This is a genomic window from Cellulosimicrobium sp. SJTW-1, assembly GCF_047716875.1.
Taxonomy (GTDB): Bacteria; Actinomycetota; Actinomycetes; order Actinomycetales; family Cellulomonadaceae; genus Cellulosimicrobium; species Cellulosimicrobium funkei.
The window spans coordinates 1834353-1851877 of the sequence record NZ_CP136680.1; the positions used below are offsets into that span (position 1 = coordinate 1834353).

Here is a 17525-nt window from a genome sequence, read left to right on the forward strand (position 1 = left end):
GCGCGGGAACCGCGCGCACCGCCTCGCCGTCGAGGCCGTCGGTGCGTGGACGCCGGGACGGGTCAGGCGTCGCACTCCGGGAGGGCCGTGAACGCGGACTCGTCGCCGAGCATCGTCTGGAGGGTGCTCACGGGCACGAGGAGCGACTTCTCCGTCGACGTCTTCGCGTAGACCACGCCGATCACCTCGCCCGCCTCGTTGAGCGCGGCGGACCCGGAGCTGCCGGGCTCGACGGGGGCGTCGGTGACGAGCACCTCGCCGAGGTTCTCGTGCAGCGGGTCCGTCGTCGTGCCGATGACCGACCCCTGCGTCACGGTGAGCCGCCCGCCCTCGGGGTACCCGACGACCGTCACCGCGTCGCCGGGCGCCGGGTCGGCGGCGGCGAGGGTCGGGGCGGACGGGAGGTCCTCCGCGGTCCGGACGATCGCGAGGTCCGCCAGGCCGGCCACGCTCGCCGTCTGGGCGGCGATGTCGCGCCCGTCGTAGGTGAGGAGCTGGAGCGAGCGCGACGAGTCGACCACGTGCTTGTTGGTGATGAGGGTCCGGGAGTCGACGGCGAACCCCGACCCGGTGGACAGGCCGTCGCACCGCACGTTGCGGATTCTCACGGCCATGCGCTGGACGGCGTCGAACCCGTCGGGGGAGAGGTTCTCCGAGCCGGCCGGGTCGTCGGGCGCCACGAGCGACGGCACGACCGAGCCCGGCACCGGCTCGGGGAGCTCCGGCAGGACGCCGCACGCGCCGAGCGAGCCGCCCGCGAGCGACAGCCCGAGCAGCGAGCCGAGGACGCGCACCGCCGCGCGCCGGGACGGGCGGCGCGTCATCCGGCGAGCTCCTGCTGGAGCTGGGCGTTCGCGTCGGTGGCCTCCTGGCAGAGCACCCCGACCTGGTCCGCGAACCGGTCGATGTCCGCGGGGTCGTAGGCGTCCCGGTTGTTGAGGTACCCGATGAGCTGCGTCTGCGCCGTCGTGCACTGCCCGAGCGCGGCCGCGACCTTGCCCGCGGCGTCCGAGACCCGGCTCTGGTAGTCCAGGTACTGCTGGGACGCCTCGTTCTCGTCGCCCAGCTGGGCCTTCTCGTTGGCGAGGTCGCTGATGCGGTCCTGGGCGGCGGTGAGCTGGGTGCGCGCGGACTCGAGCTCCGCGTTCGCGCCGTCGAGCTCGGTGCGCAGCTGCGCGACGTCCTGCCCGAGCTCGCGCGCCTGCGCCTCCCACCCGGCGCTCGTCTCCTGCCAGCGCGTCGTGGTGAGCCACAGGTACGCGCCGACGCCCAGCGCCGCGGCGAGGGCCAGCGCGAGCACGACGATCGCGACCACGGCCCCGCGACGTCGTCGCGGCCGGGCCGCCGCGCCATCGCCGGCCGCCGGCGTGTCGTCGTGCGGCGCGGTCGCCGTGGCGGACGCTGCCGCGGGTGCGGCACCCCCGGGGCCGGCCGCCGCGGGCGCGAACGACGGCGCCCCGACGGCGCCCGGTCGGGCCGTCGGGACCGCGTCGGCCGGGGTGCCCCGCGGCACGCTCTCGGGCGGGTGCGGCGGGCCCGCGGGACCGCCGTGCGGGGGCGGGACCGGGGGCGTGCTCAACTCACGGCGCCCGTGTACTTCTCGCCCGGCCCGTCGCCCGGGGCGTCCGGGTAGACCGACGCCTCGCGGAAGGCCAGCTGGAGCGAGCGCAGCCCGTCGCGGAGCGAGCGGGCGTGCTGGTTGCCGATGTCGGGGGCGCTCGCCGTGACGAGCGCGGCGAGCGCGTTGATGAGCTTGCGCGCCTCGTCCAGGTCGAGGTGGCCCTGCTCCTGCGCGTCCTCGGCGAGACCGCACTTGACGGCGGCGGCGCTCATGAGGTGGACGGCCGCGGACGTGATGACCTCCACGGCGGCCACGTCGGCGATGTCGCGCACCGCGTCGGTGGTGGGGTCGGGCACGGCGGCGTTCTCGGTACTCATGGCGACCATCTTTCCATCCGGCGGGGGGAGCGGTGGCCCGGTGCGCGGGAAGGACGGCCGACGCCCCGGGCCGGGGACGACGTCGGCCGCCGCCCCCGGCGAGGGGCGACGGCCGACGGGGTGCGACCGCCCCGCAGGGCGGCCACGACGGCTCAGACGCGGACCGGCTCCGCGGCCGTCCCGGGCTGGCCGCCCTCGAGCGGGGCGTCCGCGGCGGCGAGGGCCGCACGCAGCTCGCGACCCAGGTTCGCGTCGACGTACGTCCAGTACTGCACGGCGCGCTCGCGGATGTCCTCGCTGCGCACGGCGCCGACGTGGCCCGTGATCGTCTCGAGGAAGCGCGCGCGGGCCGCGTCGTCGAAGACCTCGCGGTAGAGCGTGCCCGCCTGGCCGTAGTCGTCGTCCTCCGGGTGCAGCGTCGCGGCGCTGCGCGTCAGCTCGCCGTCGGCCTCCCAGCCGGCGGACTCCGCCGCGCGGGTCGGGTCGGCGTGCGCGCCGCCCCGGCTGTTCGGCGCGTACACCGGCGTGGTCGCCGACGAGAACGAGTAGCGCATCGACCCGTCCTTCGCGTACGAGTGACCGGCCTCGGCCGCGGCGTGCGGCGCGTTCACCGGGAGCTGGGCGTGGTTCGTGCCCACGCGGTACCGGTGGGCGTCGGCGTAGGAGAAGATGCGCGCGAGGAGCATCTTGTCCGGGCTCGTCGCGATGCCCGGGACGAAGTTGCTCGGCGCGAACGTCGCCTGCTCGATCTGCGCGAAGTAGTTCTCCGGGTTGCGGTTCAGCTCCATGACGCCCACCTCGATCAGCGGGTAGTCGGCGTGCGGCCACACCTTCGTGAGGTCGAACGGGTTGAACCGGTAGGTCTTGGCGTCCTCGTACGGCATGACCTGGACCGAGAGCGTCCAGCGCGGGAAGTCGCCCCCCTCGATGTGCTCGTACAGGTCGCGGATGTGGTGGTCCGAGTCCGACCCGGCGAGCTGCGAGGCCTCGTCCGCCGTGAGGTTCTTGATGCCCTGCTGGGTCTTGAAGTGGTACTTGACCCAGAACCGCTCGCCCGCCGCGTTGATCCACTGGTAGGTGTGCGAGCCGAACCCGTCCATGTGGCGCCAGCTCGACGGGAGGCCGCGGTCGCCCATGAGCCAGGTCACCTGGTGCGCCGACTCGGGGGAGAGCGACCAGAAGTCCCACTGCATGTCGTTGTCGCGCAGGTTCGAGCCCGGCAGGCGCTTCTGCGACCGGATGAAGTCGGGGAACTTGATGCCGTCGCGCAGGAAGAACACGGGCGTGTTGTTGCCGACGAGGTCGTAGTTGCCCTCGGTCGTGTAGAACTTCAGCGCGAAGCCGCGGGGGTCGCGCCAGGTGTCGGGCGAGCCCTGCTCGCCGGCGACGGAGGAGAAGCGCGCGAGCATCTCGGTCGTCGTGCCGGGCTGGAACAGCGCCGCGCGGGTGTACGCGCTGACGTCCTGGGTCACGGTGAACGTGCCGAACGCACCGCCGCCCTTGGCGTGCACGACGCGCTCCGGGACGCGCTCGCGGTTGAACTGGGCGAGCTTCTCGACGAGGTAGTGGTCGTGCAGGACGATCGGGCCGTCGGCGCCGACGGACTGCGAGTGGGCGTCCGAGGCGACGGGGGCGCCGGCGTTCGTGGTGGTGAAGGGGGCGGTCATGGGTCTCCTTCCGTGAGCCGCGGGTACGGCTCGTCTGGCGTTCTCAAACAGTGCATCCGTGATAAAACGGACGCGCTCCGGGGGCACGAGGCCCCGGAGCGGGTGGTGCGGGGTCAGTCGGCGCAGTCCGGGCAGAGTCCCCAGAACGTCACCTCGGCGGTGTCGATCCGGAACCCCGCGGTGCTGCTGGGGGTGAGGCACGGGGCGTGGCCCACGGTGCAGTCCACGTCGGCGACGGCGCCGCAGCCCCGGCACACCACGTGGTGGTGGTTGTCACCGAGCCGGCGCTCGTAGCGGGCCGGGTGCCCGGCCGGCTCGATGCGGCGCACGAGCCCCTTGTCGGTGAGCGTGTGCAGGACGTCGTAGACGGCCTGGACGGAGACGGAGCCGAGCGCCGTGCGCGCGGCGCGCAGCACGTCGTCGGCGTCCGCGTGCTGCTGCACCTCGACGGCGTCGAGCACGGCGAGGCGTGCGGCGGTGACGCGCAGGCCGTGGTCGCGCAGCTCGCTCTCGTGGCGTGCGCGGCGGGGCCCGTCCTCGAGGCCGGTGCCTGCGGTCGACGTCGCTCCTGTGGTCATGGCTCCCACTGTACCCCCCTATTCTGGAAGAGTTCCATTGATGGATCGGATCAGATGTCTGCGCGTGCGGTCGGCTCGCCCTGCACGCCCGCTCTGCTATCCTTGACAGCTGACCGACCCGTTCGTGTCCGCACCTCCCGGTTCCGGGTGGTGCGGAAGACGTGCGGGTGCGCAAGTGGATGACATCCCACCCGGGCTTCGACCGCCGACTCACGTCGCGACAGAGGCCGGGTCCTGGTCCGGAGCGAGCCCCTCGGGGACCGTTCCGCCGTGGTCGTCGCGTTCGCGTGACGTCCCGACCTGATGGCCTCCGCCCTGCGCCAGGGACGGAGGCCTTCTTCGTGTCCGGGCGGTCTACCGACGACTTCCTAGGAGCATCACATCAGCGAGCCTCGCATCAACGATCGGATCCGCGTCCCCGAGGTCCGACTCATCGGTCCCGGCGGGGAGCAGGTCGGCGTCGTCCGCACCGAGGTTGCCCTGAGCCTTGCCCAGGACGCGGACCTCGACCTCGTCGAGGTCGCCCCGGACGCCCGGCCCCCCGTCGCCAAGCTCATGGACTTCGGCAAGTTCAAGTACGAGTCCGACATGAAGGCGCGTGAGGCGCGGCGCAACCAGGCGAACACGGTCCTCAAGGAGATCCGTTTCCGCCTGAAGATCGACCCGCACGACTACGGCACCAAGAAGGGCCACGTCGAGCGCTTCCTCGCGGCGGGCGACAAGGTCAAGGTCATGATCATGTTCCGCGGCCGTGAGCAGTCGCGCCCCGAGATGGGTGTCCGCCTGCTCCAGCGCCTCGCGGACGACGTCGCGGAGCTCGGCTTCGTGGAGTCCATGCCGAAGCAGGACGGGCGCAACATGACCATGGTGCTCGGTCCGGTGAAGAAGAAGGCCGACGCCAAGAGCGAGCAGCGCAAGCGCGCGCAGGAGGCCGAGCCGCGTCTCACCAAGTCCGCCCAGCGCGCCGCGGCGCGCTCGGGCGACGACGCGGACGAGACCGAGGCGGTCGAGACGCAGACCGTCGAGGCCACCGACGCGGTCGAGGCGACGGAGACCACGGACGCGGTCGAGGCTGCCGCCTCGGCCCCCGCCCCGGCCGAGGAGCCCGCCCCGGCCGAGGCTCCGGCGCAGGCCGCTCCGGCCCCGCGCTCCGCTCCGGCCCCGCGCTCCGCTCCGGCCCCGCGGTCGGCTCCGGCCCCGCGGTCGGCTCCGGCTCCGCGCTCGGCGCCTGCCCCGCGTCCGGCGGCTCGACCGGCCGCGGACTCGAAGCCGGCGGCGCCGCGCCCGACGCCCGCGGCCTCGCCCGCGTCGTCGGACGGCGCGAAGCCCGCAGCACCCCGGCCCGCCGCGCCGAAGCCGGGCGCCCCGCGCCCCGCTCCCAAGCCGGCACCCAAGCCGACGCCGCGCGGCAAGGCCGGCTGACACCGGCACCACGGACGGACCCTGCTCGGGGTCCGGGCCCACCGGCCCGGACCCGAACACGTCGGCCACCGCGAGGTGGCTGACCGGACACAAGGAGAGACGGCAGTCATGCCGAAGAACAAGACGCACTCGGGTGCCAAGAAGCGCTTCCGCATCACGGGTTCCGGGAAGGTCATGCGCGAGCAGACCAACGCCCGTCACTACCTCGAGCACAAGGCGACCAAGCGCAAGCGCCGCCTCGCTGCCGACCAGGTGGTCTCGCCCGCCGACGTCAAGTCCATCAAGAAGCTGCTCGGCAAGTGACCCGGCAGGTGGCGGGACCCGCCACCGACCGGCTCACCCCTGAGCCCCGAACTGCAAGGAGCATCACGTGGCACGCGTGAAGCGGGCGGTCAACGCCCAGAAGAAGCGCCGTACGACCCTCGAGCGCGCCAGCGGCTACCGCGGCCAGCGCTCGCGCCTCTACCGCAAGGCGAAGGAGCAGGTCACCCACTCCCTCGTCTACTCCTACCGTGACCGCAAGGCGCGCAAGGGCGACTTCCGCAAGCTGTGGATCCAGCGCATCAACGCTGCGTCGCGCGCCCAGGGCCTGACGTACAACCGCCTCATCCAGGGCCTCAAGGCCGCGGGTGTCGAGGTCGACCGTCGCCTGCTCGCGGAGCTCGCGGTCAACGACGTGGCGGCGTTCAACGCGCTCGTCCAGGTCGCGAAGGACGCGCTCCCCGAGGACGTCAACGCGCCCAAGGCCGCAGCCTGACCAGCGCCTCGCCCGGCCGCCCGTCGGCCACGGACGCCCGTCCGGCGCCCGGCCCGCTCGACCCTACGCTGACGAACCCTCGCAGCGACCGGGTCAAGGCGGTCCGTGCGCTGGCCGGGCGTCCGGCGCGTTCACGGCACGGACAGCTCCTCGTGGAGGGCCCGCAGGGCGTCCGCGAGGCGGTCCGGCACGCCCCCGACCGGGTCCGTGACGTCTACGTCACGCCCGCCGCGGCGGACCGGCACCCGGAGATCGTCGCCGACGCGCGCGCGACCGGGCTGCACGTGCACGGCGCGACGCCCGAGGTGCTGGCGGCGATGAGCGCCGACGCGCAGGGCGTGCTCGCCGTCGTGCGTGCGGACGCGCCGCGGCTGCAGGACGTCGTCGCGACGCTCGCGCGGCGCGACCGCCCGGCGCTCGTCGCGGTGCTCGCGACGGTCCGGGACCCGGGCAACGCGGGGACCGTGGTCCGCGCGGCGGACGCCGCCGGGGCCGACGCCGTCGTGCTCGCCGACGAGAGCGTCGACGTGCACAACCCGAAGGTCGTGCGCTCGACGGCCGGGTCGCTCTTCCACCTCCCGGTCGTCACGGGCGTGAGCCTGGCCGAGGCCGTCGCCGCGCTGCGCGGCGCGGGGCTCGCGGTCCTCGCCGCCGACGGCGCGGGGGACCTCGACCTCGACGACCTGCTCGACGTGGCCGGCGCCGCGGGCGCCGGTACGGAGCGCCCGGTCGACCTCGCCGCGCCGACCGCATGGGTCTTCGGGAACGAGGCGTGGGGGCTGCCCCCGGAGGACCGCGCGCTGGCCGACGCCGTCGTGCGAGTGCCGATCCGCGGCCGGGCCGAGTCCCTGAACCTCGCGACGGCGGCGACGGTCTGCCTCTACGCCTCCAGCCGCGCGCACCGGCCCGCCCGAGGCCCGGGCGCCGACCCGGAGGGCGGCGCGTGAGACTGTTCGCCGCGCTCTACCCGAGCGCCGCGGCGCTCGACCACCTCGCGCTCGCCCTCGCGGACGCGCACGCCCAGGAGGCGCGCCGGCCCGACGGCGCACCGCTCGTCCGCTGGACGTCCCCCGAGCTGTGGCACCTCACGGTGTCGTTCTTCGGCGACGTGCCCGAGGGGGCGGTCCCCGACCTCGCGGCGGCGCTCGAGCCGGTCGCGCACGAGGCCGTGCCGCTCGACCTCCGGCTCCGGGGCGCGGGCGTGTTCGACCGCCGCGTCCTGTGGGTCGGCGTCGGCGGGGACGGTGCCGACGCCCTGCGCGCGCTGAGCGCCGCGGTCGCCGAGGCGGCGGGCGACGCCGGCGTCCGGGTGGACCGCCGTCCCCGGCAGCGCGCGCACCTCACCGTCGCGCGGGCCGCGGCCGGGGCGCGCCAGGCGAACCGCCGGGCGCGCGGTCGCGGTGCGACCCGGCCCGACCGCACCGCGGGCGACCCGCTCGCCGCGCCCGCCGCGGCCCTCGCCGTGTACGCCGGCCCGGGGTGGACGGCCGACGCCCTGCACCTCGTCGAGTCCGACCTCGGCGACGCGTCCGGGCACCCGGTGCACCGGACGCTGCGGACCCTGCCGCTCGGGCCCGCCGCGCGGTGAGCGCCGCCGTCGTCCAGGTCCGCCCGGACCGGCCTGTGCGAGGATGGGGCGCATGAGCCTGCGCGGTGGTCGTCGATTTCCCGGGCCCGTCACGGGCCCGCGCGACTGACGCGTGCTCCCCGCCCGCCTCGTGGCGGGACGGTCCTGGCCCGGACGGGCGCCCTAGAATGACGGCGACGCGCGCACGTGCGCGCCCCGCACGCCCCGCCCCGAGCGGCGCGTGCCGCGGGTCGACGCCGGCCGTCGTCCGCTCCCCGCAGTCCCGCCCTCGCCAGGAAGGCACGCATGTCCAGCCCTGACGCCGACGTCGTCACCCCCCACGCGGGCGACGGCGGACCGGACACCCCCTCCGCCCCCTCCCCGCTCGACGCCGACGCGCTGCAGCGCGCGCTCGACGCCGCGCTCGCCGCCGTCGCCGCGGCCGGCGACCTCGACGCGCTCAAGCGCGTGCGCACCGAGCACGCGGGCGACCGCAGCCCGCTCGCGCTCGCGAACCGCCAGATCGGGTCGCTCGCCCCCGCGGACAAGAAGACCGCGGGCAAGCTCCTCGGCCCGCTGCGCGGCCGGCTCAACCAGGCCCTCGCCGCGCGCCAGGCCGAGCTCGAGGCCGAGCGTGACGAGCGCGTCCTCGTCGAGGAGGCCGTGGACGTCACGCTGCCCGTGGACCGCGTCCCCGCGGGCGCGCGGCACCCGCTCGAGACGCTGCAGGAGCGCGTCGCGGACTTCTTCGTCGGCATGGGCTGGGAGATCGCGGAGGGCCCCGAGGTCGAGGCGGAGTGGTTCAACTTCGACGCCCTGAACTTCGGCGTGGACCACCCCGCGCGCCAGATGCAGGACACGTTCTACGTCGCCGGCCCGGACGGCGAGGACGGCGCGGAGCCGTCGAACCTCGTGCTGCGCACCCACACGTCGCCGGTCCAGGCCCGCTCGCTGCTCGAGCGCGGCGTGCCGCTGTACGTGGCGTGCCCGGGCAAGACGTTCCGCACGGACGCGCTCGACGCGACGCACACGCCCGTCTTCCACCAGGTCGAGGGCCTGGCGATCGACAAGGGCCTCACCATGGCGCACCTGCTCGGCACGCTCGACGCGTTCGCGCGCGCGATGTTCGGCCCGGACGCGCGCACGCGCCTGCGGCCCGCGTACTTCCCGTTCACCGAGCCGAGCGCCGAGATGGACCTGTGGTTCCCCCAGAAGAAGGGCGGACCGGGCTGGATCGAGTGGGGTGGCTGCGGCATGGTCAACCCGAACGTGCTGCGGTCCGTCGGAGTGGACCCCGACGAGTACTCGGGCTTCGCGTTCGGGATGGGCATCGAGCGGACGCTCATGCTGCGCCACGGGATCGCGGACATGCACGACATGGTGGAGGGCGACGTGCGCTTCTCCGCCCAGTTCGGAACGGAGATCTGATGCCGTACGTCGCCATCGACTGGCTGGGCGACCACGTCGAGCTGCCCGCGGGGCTCACCGCCGAGCGGCTCGCCGCCGACCTCGTCCGCGTCGGCCTGGAGGAGGAGGCGATCCACGGCGCGGCCGTGACGGGTCCCCTCGTCGTCGGGCGCGTCCTGGAGATGACGCCCGAGCCGCAGAAGAACGGCAAGACGATCAACTGGTGCCTGGTCGACGTCGGGCCGGAGCACAACGCCGCCGAGATCAAGGGCGTCGAGCCGGCCGACATGCCGGCGGGCGGTGCGCGCGGCATCGTGTGCGGCGCGCACAACTTCGCGCCGGGCGACCTCGTCGTGGTCGCGCTGCCGGGCTCCGTCCTGCCCGGTCCGTTCCCCATCGCGAGCCGCAAGACGTACGGGCACGTGTCCGACGGCATGATCTGCTCGCAGCGCGAGCTCGGCCTCGGCGAGGACCACGACGGCATCATCGTGCTGCCGCGGCTCGGGTACGCAGCCGAGGACCTCACCCCGGGGCAGAACGCGGTCGCGCTGCTCGGGCTCGGCGACGAGGTGCTCGAGATCAACGTGACGCCCGACCGCGGGTACGCGTTCTCCTACCGCGGCGTCGCGCGCGAGTTCTCGCACTCGACGGGCGCGCGCTTCACGGACCCGGGCCTGCCCGGCTCCCTGCCCACGCCCCCGCCCGCGGCGACGCCCGACGGCTTCCCCGTCGAGGTCGACGACGCGGCGCCGGTCCACGGCGTCGTCGGGTGCGACCGATTCGTCACGCGCGTCGTGCGCGGGCTCGACCCCGCGGCGCAGACGCCCGCGTGGATGCAGCGCCGCCTCACGGCGTCGGGCATGCGGCCCATCTCGCTCGCGGTCGACGTGACGAACTACGTCATGCTCGACCTCGGGCAGCCGCTGCACGCGTACGACCTCGAGAAGGTCGCGGCCCCCGTCGTGGTGCGGCGCGCCGCCCCGGGCGAGCGGCTCACGACGCTCGACGACGTGGACCGCGCGCTCGACCCGGAGGACCTGCTCATCACCGACAGCCCCGACGGTGCGCGCGGCGCGCGCGTGCTGGGTCTCGCCGGCGTCATGGGCGGTGCCTCGTCGGAGGTCGGGCCGGAGACGACGGCGGTGCTCGTCGAGGCCGCCCACTTCGACCCCGTGACGGTCGCGCGCACGTCGCGCCGCCACAAGCTGTCGAGCGAGGCCGCGAAGCGGTTCGAGCGCGGCGTGGACCCGCTGCTGCCCGCGGTCGCGGCGCAGCGCGTCGTCGACCTGCTCGTCGAGCTGGGCGGCGGGACCGCCGACCCGGCCGTCAGCGACCTCGACCGCGTGACCGCGCCCGCCCCGATCCACCTGCCCGTCGGCGAGGCCGAGCGCCTCGTCGGCGTGCCCTACACGCTCGAGCAGGTCGTCGGGACGCTCGGGGCGATCGGGTGCACGGTCGACGCGGACGACGCCGCCGCGACGGGCGTCGTCGTCGTGACCCCGCCGTCGTGGCGCCCCGACCTCACCGAGCCGGCCGAGCTGGTCGAGGAGGTCGCGCGCCTCGTCGGGTACGACGAGATCCCGTCGGTGCTCCCCGCGGCGCCCGGCGGCCGCGGGCTCACGCGCGAGCAGCGCGTGCGCCGCTCGGTCGCTCGCGCGCTCGCCGAGCACGGCTTCGTCGAGACGCTGAGCTACCCGTTCGTCGGCGAGGGCGAGCTCGACGCGCTGCGGATCCCCGCGGACGACGAGCGCCGCCGGGCGCTGCGCCTGCTCAACCCGCTGGCCGACGACCGTCCCCTGATGCGCACGGACGTGCTGAGCACGCTCCTGGAGACCACGCGCCGCAACGTGGGCCGCGGGCTCGGGGACGTCGCCGTGTTCGAGGTCGGGCTCGTGACGCACCCGCGCCCGGGCGCCCCGGCCGCGCCGTCGCTGCCCGGCGGGGTGCGTCCCTCCGACGACGACCTCGCCGCGATCGAGGCCGCGCTCCCGGCGCAGCCGCGCCACGTCGCGGGCGTCCTGGTCGGTCGTCGCGAGCGGGCGGGCTGGTGGGGCTCCGGCCGGCCGGCGGACTGGACGGACGCGCTCGACGCGGCGCGCCTGGTCGCGGACCGCGCCGGCCTGCGGGGGGACGACGCCGTGCGCGTGGTCGCGGACACCGCGCGGGCACCCTTCCACCCGGGCCGCTGCGCGCGCCTCGAGCTCGCCGACGGGACGGTCGTCGGGCACGCGGGCGAGCTGCACCCCAAGGTGCTCGAGAACGTCGGCCTGCCCGCCCGCTCCGTGGCGTTCGAGCTCGACCTGTCGGCGCTCGTCGCGGGCGCGTCCGACGAGCCCGTCCAGGCGACCCCGGTCTCCGGGTTCCCGGCGGCGAAGGAGGACCTCGCGTTCGTCGTCGCCGCCGACGTGCCGGCCGAGGCGCTGCGGGCCGCGCTCGTCGAGGGCGCCGGCGAGCTCGCCGAGGAGGTCGCGCTGTTCGACGTCTTCACGGGCGAGCAGGTGGGCGCCGGGCGCAAGTCGCTCGCGTTCTCGCTGCGGCTGCGCGCCGCGGACCGCACCCTCACCGCCGACGACGTCGCGCGGGTCCGGGAGGGCGCCGTGGCCGCCGCGCGGGAGCGCGTCGGGGCGGAGCTGCGCGCATGAGCGGCGCACCGGGGGAGGGCACGACGCCGGACGTGGCGCCCGCGCGCACCGCGCTCGTCACCGGGGCGTCGCGCGGCATCGGCCGCGCGGTCGCCGTCGGGCTCGCCGCGTCCGGTCTCGACGTCACGCTCCTCGCGCGCGACGCGGGCCGGCTCGCCGGGGTGGCCGACGAGATCGCCGCGCTCGACGGCGCGGGCCGTGCCGTCGTCGTCACGGCGGACGTGACCGACGCCGCGGCGGTGGCCGCGGCCGTCCGCGAGGCCGAGGCCACGCTCGGGAGCGTGGACCTGCTCGTCAACAACGCGGGCCGGGTCGACGCCGAGGTGCCGCTCTGGGAGGCGGACCCCGACGAGTGGTGGGCCGTCCTGGAGACCAACGTGCGCGGGCCGTTCCTGCTCGCGCGCGCCGTCGTCCCCGGGATGCTCGCGCGCGGCGGCGGCCGCGTCGTCGACCTCAACAGCGGCGCGGGCTCCCACGACATGGACGGAGCGAGCGCGTACAACGCGAGCAAGACGGCGCTCCTGCGCCTCGGGGCGAACCTCCACCGCTCGGGCCACGCGCTCGGCCTGCGGACCTTCGAGGTGTCGCCGGGCGTCGTGCAGACCGACATGACGGCGTCCATGGTCATGCACGAGGGCCGCACGGAGTGGACGCCCGTCGAGCGCACGGTCGAGATGGTCGTCGCGATCGCCCGCGGCGAGCTCGACGCGTTCTCGGGGTCGTTCGTGCGCGTGACGCACGACTCGCCCGGGTCGCTCCGCGCGGCCGCCCAGGAGGCCGCCCGCGCGGGCGTCGCGCTGCCCGGTCCCGACGGCCGTCGGCTGCGCGTCACGCGCTGGGGCTCCGACGACCCGATGCCGGGAGAGCTCCCCGCCCGCTGAGCGCACGCACCCCGCACGGCCGACGCCGCCCGACCCCCCCCGGTCGGGCGGCGTCCGTGCGTCCGGGCACCGGGTCACAGCGGGACGCACGTGTCCCGGTCGACCCACACGTGCCACAGGCCCCGCTCGGGGTGCTCGTACTCGAACGCCACGAGCCCGCCTGCGTCGTGCGTGACGACGCCCGTGAGCACGACCCGCCGACCGTCTCGGTCGTACGTCGTGCAGAGGGCGGGCACCTGGACCGGGACGGGCGCGTCCGGCAGGAAGGGGCGGGTCGCGGGGGCGACGTGCTGCGTCATACCCGGAAAGACGCGCGCACGCGCGTCGTCTCACGCGTCGGGGCGGGTGAAAAGCGCACGGGTCGCCGCGTAGCATGGCCCGCGACACGGGGTGCCCCGCACCGGGGCTGAGATGAGACCCGTCGAACCTGATCTGGCTCGTACCAGCGAAGGGATGTCCGCGCGATGACGCTCGCCCTGCCTCGGCACACCTCCGACCCGGCCTCCGCTCTCGCGGACCGTGACCGCCGGCCCGACCCGGGCCGTCGGCCCGACCCGGCACCGTCCCGCCCCCGCGTCCTCTCCGTCGCGGGGACCGACCCGACCGGCGGCGCCGGGATCCAGGCCGACCTCAAGGCGTTCTGCGCGCACGGCGCCTACGGCATGGCCGTCACCACGGCGCTCGTCGCGCAGAACACCCACGGCGTGCGGTCGGTGCACGTCCCCGGGCCGGCGTTCCTGCGCGCGCAGCTCGACGCCGTGTCCGACGACGTCGAGGTCGACGCCGTGAAGATCGGCATGGTCGCGGACGAGGCGAACGCCCGCGCCGTCGGGGAGTGGCTCGACGACCTCGCCGCGGCGCGCGCCGCCGCGGGTGCTCCGCGGCCCTGGGTCGTCCTGGACCCGGTGATGGTCGCCACCTCCGGCCACCGCCTGCTCGACGCGGGCGCCGAGCAGGCCGTGCGCGACCTCGCGGCGCGCGCCGACGTCGTCACGCCGAACCTGCCCGAGCTCGGCGTCCTCGGCGGGCAGGAGCCCGCGACGACGTGGGACGACGCCCTGCGCCAGGCGACGCAGTACGCGACCGCGAGCGACGCCGTCGTGCTGCTCAAGGGCGGTCACCTCACCGGACGCACGTCGCCCGACGCGCTCGTCCTCCCCGCGCCCGGGCCGACGACGGGCCGCGCGCCGGGGGCGGCCACCGTCACGACGTTCGACGCCGAGCGCGTCGACACGCCCCACACCCACGGCACGGGGTGCTCGCTCTCGGCGGCGCTCGCGGCGCTGCGACCGCAGCGCGCGAGCTGGGAGGAGGCGGCGCGCGAGGCGAAGGAGTGGCTCACGGGCGCGCTGCGTGCCGGCGCCGCGCTGCGGGTGGGGACGGGCCGGGGGCCCGTGGACCACCTGCACCGCTCGGCGCCCGTGCGGCCGGGCTGAGCCCGGGCCGACCGGGCGAGCCCGGGCTGCTGCGACGTGCCGAGCCCGGGCCGCGGGACGCACTCAGGCCGTGGGGCCGCTCGCTGCGTGGTCGGCCCTGCGGTCGGCTCCGCGGTCGGTGTCGAGGTCGGCCAGCGCGTCGCGGAGCACGGCGAGCGTCGCGCGCGCGACGGCGAGGCGCTGCGCGGGCGGGGCGTCCGCGGGCCGCGTCGTCACCTTGGCGCCGACGAGCGGGACCGGCCCGGCCGCGGCGAGGAACTCGCGCACCTCGGCCGGGCCGAGCATCGACTCGTCCGGGCCGGGGAGCGCGGGATCCGGGCCGTGGGGCGGCACGTGCGCGTCCGCCCACGGCGCGCCCCACCGGCCGGGCCGGCCGGCGGCACCGGAGAGCATCGCGCTCGCGAGGAGGCCGGCGCCGGCGGCCGCCCGCGCGTGCTCGACGGGCGTCGCGGCGCTGCGCCCCTCGATGGCGGACCGGCCCCAGTTGAGCCCGACGTGCAGGGGGTGGCCGGTGTCCCGGGCCGCGCGCGCGACGGCGGCGATCTCGTCGTCGAGCGCGAGGAAGCCCTTCTCCGCGACGCCCCACGGGCGGGGCGCGTCGCAGTGCTCCACCACGAGCGGCAGCCCGGCGGGCGCGACGGCGGCCAGCTCGGTGAGGCTGCGCGCGAGCGCCGCGCCGGAGCCGCGGCCGGGACCGGGCGCGGACTGGAGCTCGACCGCGACCACGCGTCGTCGACCCTCCGCCTCGGCGAGCCGCGTCACGGCCGCGAGGACGCGCGCGACGCCGTCGACCGCCTCGCGCCGACCCTCCTCGTCGTCGGACGCGAGGCCGTAGGAGCGGTCGGCCGTGGCGCGGCGGGCCGTCGCGGCGACCGTCGTCGGCAGCAGCGCCCAGTGCGCCGGGAGCGCGGCCGCGGTCGTCGCGAGCGCGTCCGTGTCGTCCGGGTCGACGGGGTGCTCGAGGCCGTCGAGGCCGTCCTCGTCGAGGGCGGCGTACCAGCCGCCCGGGTCGGGGACGCCCGCGAGGGCGTAGGCACCGAGCAGGGTCAGGGGGCGGTCGTGCAGGTCGGTCATCGGTCCTCGTCGGTCGTGGTGGGGGTGCCGGACGCGTCAGGCGCGGGCGACGTCCTGGTCGGCGGTGGCGTACTCGCACGCGTAGCCCGGCGGGACCCAGCGCCACCGTGCCTCGACGTCCTGCACCGCGACGCCCGCGGGCCGGTCGGCGACGCACGCGTCCGCCTGCTGGCGCACCGCCACGGTCACGTAGTAGACGACGAACACCGCGGTGAGCAGCACGGCGAGCACGGTCACGGTGCGGCGCAGCGCGGGGGAGGGGCCGCCGTCGGAGCCGTCCTCCTCGCCCGGGCGCGGGGGCACCCAGTCCCAGCTCACGCGGTCCCGGTCGTCGTGCCGGTCGTGGTCCCGGTCGTGGTCCCGGTCGTGGTGGCGTGAGCGTCGTCCGCCCCGGCGGGACGGAGCAGCACCTTGCCGGTGGTCGCCCGTCCCTCGAGCGCGCGGTGGGCGTCGGCGGCGTCGGCGAGCGGGAACGTCGCGCCGACGCGCACGTGCAGCGTGCCGCCCGCGACGGCACCGAGCACCTCGGTCGCGCGCTCGACGAGCTCGGCGCGCGTCGCCGTGTGGTCGGCGAGCTTGGGCCGCGTGAGGAAGAGCGAGCCGCCCGCGTTGAGGCGCTGCGGGTCGAACGGCGGGACCTGCCCCGACGAGCCGCCGTAGAGGACGAGCGTGCCGCGGCGGCGCAGCGACGCGAGCGACGCGTCGAACGTGTCCTTGCCGACCGAGTCGTACACCGCCGCGACGCCCTCGCCGCCCGTGAGCCCGCGCACGACCTCCGGCAGCTCGGCGGTGAGGTCGGCGAACGCCGTGTACTGGATCGCGTGCTCGGCGCCCGCGCCGCGGGACAGCTCCGCCTTCTCGGGGGTCGAGACCGTGGAGATCACGTGCGCGCCCCGCGCCACGAGCATCTGCGTCAGGAGCAGCCCGACGCCGCCCGCGCCCGCGTGCACGAGCACACGGTCGCCCGGACGCACGGGGTACGACGACGTGCACAGGTAGTGCGCCGTGAGCCCCTGGAGCGCGACGGCGGTCGCGTCCTCGAGCGAGACGGCGTCCGGCACGTGCAGCGCCTGCCCGGCGTCCACCACGACGAGCTCCGCGTACGACCCCGGCGCCTCGGTCCACACGACGCGGTCGCCGACGGCGAACCCCTCTACCCCCTCGCCCACCTCGGCGACGACCCCGGCCCCCTCGCTCCCGACGACGTGCGGGTACTCCATCGCGTACACGCCGGAGCGCTTGTACGTGTCGATGAAGTTCACGCCCGCCACCGCGGAGCGGACGAGGAGCTGCCCCGGGCCCGGCGACGGGTCGGGCAGCTCGGTGTGGTCGAGGACCTCGGGACCGCCCGCCGCGCGGGCCACGATCGCGTGCATGGCCTCAGCCTAGGGTCGCGCGGCGGTCACGGTCGCCCTCGGTCGGCGACCTTCGCGTGCACGGACGCGAGGTGCTCGCGCGCCGCCGCCGCGGCGCGGCCGGTGTCCCGGTCGCGGACGGCGTCGAGGATCGCCTCGTGCGCGTCCTGGTCGTCCCGGTGCGTCGTGCCCGTCCGGTCGAGGTCGACCATGGCGACCATCGCGCGACGCAGGCGCGGGACGAAGGTCGCGAAGAGCTCGGCGAGCACCGCGTTGTGCGCGGCGTCGACGACCGCCCGGTGGAACGCGAGGTCCGCGTCCACGTACTCGGCGGGCGACGCCGTCGCCGCGACCTGCCCGCGGCGGGCGAGCGCCGTCGTCATGGTGCGCAGGTCCGCGGGCGTGCGGCGCGCGGCGGCGAGCCCCGCGGCCTCCGCCTCCAGCGCGGCGCGCACCTCGAGCACGTCGGCGATCTCGCCGCGGCGCAGCACCTCGTCCCAGTCGTCGGTGGTGTCCGTCGAGACCACGTACACGCCCGAGCCCTGCCTGCTGTCGAGGACGCCGCGGCCCGCGAGCTGGCGGATCGCCTCGCGGACGGTCGATCGGCCCACGCCGAGCTCGGCGGCGAGCGCCTGCTCCCCGGGCAGCCGGTGGTCGAGGGGCCAGGCACCGGAGCGCACGCGTTCGAGCAGGAGCTCGGCGGCCTGGTCGGCCAGGGGGCGTCGCTGCAGCGCGGTCATGGAAACCTCTCAGGTTGTCTGAGGACTTGATCGGCGCTAGCGTACCCCGCATGTCCTGGAC

At 76.1% G+C, this 17525-nt stretch carries 19 protein-coding genes and 1 riboswitch; of the genes, 9 read left to right on the top strand and 10 right to left on the bottom strand.

Annotated features, from left to right (window positions below; translation table 11 throughout):
• Nucleotides 1-62: 62 nt before the first annotated feature.
• From RSE42_RS08320 to RSE42_RS08340, 5 genes are all read right to left on the bottom strand, one after another.
• Nucleotides 63-824 carry a S1 family peptidase gene (locus RSE42_RS08320; protein ID WP_114554266.1) on the bottom strand — a complete coding sequence of 254 codons (762 nt, stop codon included), beginning with the start codon at nucleotides 822-824 and terminating at the stop codon, nucleotides 63-65.
• Nucleotides 821-1579, bottom strand: a complete 759-nt coding sequence (locus tag RSE42_RS08325; RefSeq protein WP_415298567.1) for a hypothetical protein — start codon at nucleotides 1577-1579, stop codon at nucleotides 821-823. Before RSE42_RS08325 ends, RSE42_RS08320 begins: the two co-directional genes overlap by 4 nt.
• A complete protein-coding gene (locus RSE42_RS08330; RefSeq protein WP_415298569.1) occupies nucleotides 1576-1938 on the bottom strand; it encodes a DUF1844 domain-containing protein in 363 nt (120 codons plus the stop codon). The genes RSE42_RS08325 and RSE42_RS08330 overlap by 4 nt, the downstream gene beginning before the upstream one ends.
• A gap of 152 nt (nucleotides 1939-2090) precedes the next feature.
• Entirely contained in the window at nucleotides 2091-3605 is a 1515-nt protein-coding gene (locus tag RSE42_RS08335; protein WP_415298571.1) for a catalase, read from the bottom strand.
• Between the two features lie 113 nt (nucleotides 3606-3718).
• Nucleotides 3719-4183: a Fur family transcriptional regulator gene (locus RSE42_RS08340; protein ID WP_081600341.1), complete on the bottom strand. Its 465-nt coding sequence runs from the start codon at nucleotides 4181-4183 to the stop codon at nucleotides 3719-3721.
• A 432-nt stretch (nucleotides 4184-4615) separates the two neighbouring features.
• On the opposite strand from RSE42_RS08340, the gene infC reads away from it, so the two are divergent.
• From infC to RSE42_RS08380, 8 genes are all read left to right on the top strand, one after another.
• A complete protein-coding gene (infC, locus tag RSE42_RS08345; RefSeq protein WP_415298863.1) occupies nucleotides 4616-5605 on the top strand; it encodes a translation initiation factor IF-3 in 990 nt (329 codons plus the stop codon).
• Between the two features lie 108 nt (nucleotides 5606-5713).
• On the top strand, nucleotides 5714-5908 hold the full coding sequence (gene rpmI, locus RSE42_RS08350; protein ID WP_034653792.1) for a 50S ribosomal protein L35: 195 nt from the start codon (nucleotides 5714-5716) through the stop codon (nucleotides 5906-5908).
• Nucleotides 5909-5975: 67 nt separating this feature from the next.
• Nucleotides 5976-6362 carry a 50S ribosomal protein L20 gene (gene rplT, locus RSE42_RS08355; protein ID WP_024840664.1) on the top strand — a complete coding sequence of 129 codons (387 nt, stop codon included), beginning with the start codon at nucleotides 5976-5978 and terminating at the stop codon, nucleotides 6360-6362.
• A 68-nt stretch (nucleotides 6363-6430) separates the two neighbouring features.
• Nucleotides 6431-7309, top strand: coding sequence for a TrmH family RNA methyltransferase (locus RSE42_RS08360; protein WP_415298865.1), 879 nt, complete (start codon nucleotides 6431-6433; stop codon nucleotides 7307-7309).
• Nucleotides 7306-7950 (top strand): RNA 2',3'-cyclic phosphodiesterase, encoded by a 645-nt coding sequence (gene thpR, locus RSE42_RS08365; protein WP_186381350.1) that lies wholly within the window; start codon nucleotides 7306-7308, stop codon nucleotides 7948-7950. Before RSE42_RS08360 ends, thpR begins: the two co-directional genes overlap by 4 nt.
• A gap of 285 nt (nucleotides 7951-8235) precedes the next feature.
• Nucleotides 8236-9357 (top strand): phenylalanine--tRNA ligase subunit alpha, encoded by a 1122-nt coding sequence (gene pheS, locus RSE42_RS08370; RefSeq protein ID WP_043659018.1) that lies wholly within the window; start codon nucleotides 8236-8238, stop codon nucleotides 9355-9357.
• Nucleotides 9357-11978: a phenylalanine--tRNA ligase subunit beta gene (pheT, locus tag RSE42_RS08375; protein ID WP_415298575.1), complete on the top strand. Its 2622-nt coding sequence runs from the start codon at nucleotides 9357-9359 to the stop codon at nucleotides 11976-11978. Before pheS ends, pheT begins: the two co-directional genes overlap by 1 nt.
• Nucleotides 11975-12859: an SDR family oxidoreductase gene (locus RSE42_RS08380; RefSeq protein WP_415298577.1), complete on the top strand. Its 885-nt coding sequence runs from the start codon at nucleotides 11975-11977 to the stop codon at nucleotides 12857-12859. The genes pheT and RSE42_RS08380 overlap by 4 nt, the downstream gene beginning before the upstream one ends.
• A gap of 74 nt (nucleotides 12860-12933) precedes the next feature.
• Here the strand turns inward: RSE42_RS08380 and RSE42_RS08385 are convergent, their stop codons facing one another.
• Nucleotides 12934-13158, bottom strand: a complete 225-nt coding sequence (locus RSE42_RS08385) for a hypothetical protein (RefSeq protein WP_415298579.1) — start codon at nucleotides 13156-13158, stop codon at nucleotides 12934-12936.
• Nucleotides 13159-13235: 77 nt separating this feature from the next.
• Nucleotides 13236-13330: riboswitch (TPP riboswitch) on the top strand.
• Here RSE42_RS08385 and thiD point away from each other — a divergent pair.
• Nucleotides 13324-14295, top strand: coding sequence for a bifunctional hydroxymethylpyrimidine kinase/phosphomethylpyrimidine kinase (thiD, locus tag RSE42_RS08390; RefSeq protein ID WP_415298581.1), 972 nt, complete (start codon nucleotides 13324-13326; stop codon nucleotides 14293-14295). Its footprint overlaps the riboswitch before it by 7 nt.
• Before the next feature lie 63 nt (nucleotides 14296-14358).
• Here thiD and RSE42_RS08395 read toward each other — a convergent pair whose 3' ends face one another.
• From RSE42_RS08395 to RSE42_RS08410, 4 genes are read right to left on the bottom strand one after another with little or no spacing between them, the layout of a single operon-like run.
• Nucleotides 14359-15369, bottom strand: coding sequence for a DUF4862 family protein (locus RSE42_RS08395; protein ID WP_415298582.1), 1011 nt, complete (start codon nucleotides 15367-15369; stop codon nucleotides 14359-14361).
• Nucleotides 15370-15405: 36 nt separating this feature from the next.
• Entirely contained in the window at nucleotides 15406-15687 is a 282-nt protein-coding gene (locus RSE42_RS08400) for a hypothetical protein (RefSeq protein WP_076406572.1), read from the bottom strand.
• The gene (locus tag RSE42_RS08405; RefSeq protein WP_415298585.1) at nucleotides 15684-16745 is read right to left on the bottom strand and encodes a quinone oxidoreductase family protein; all 1062 of its coding nucleotides are present in this window, start codon (nucleotides 16743-16745) and stop codon (nucleotides 15684-15686) included. Before RSE42_RS08405 ends, RSE42_RS08400 begins: the two co-directional genes overlap by 4 nt.
• A gap of 26 nt (nucleotides 16746-16771) precedes the next feature.
• A complete protein-coding gene (locus RSE42_RS08410; RefSeq protein WP_415298587.1) occupies nucleotides 16772-17464 on the bottom strand; it encodes a FadR/GntR family transcriptional regulator in 693 nt (230 codons plus the stop codon).
• Between the last annotated feature and the right edge of the window lie 61 nt (nucleotides 17465-17525).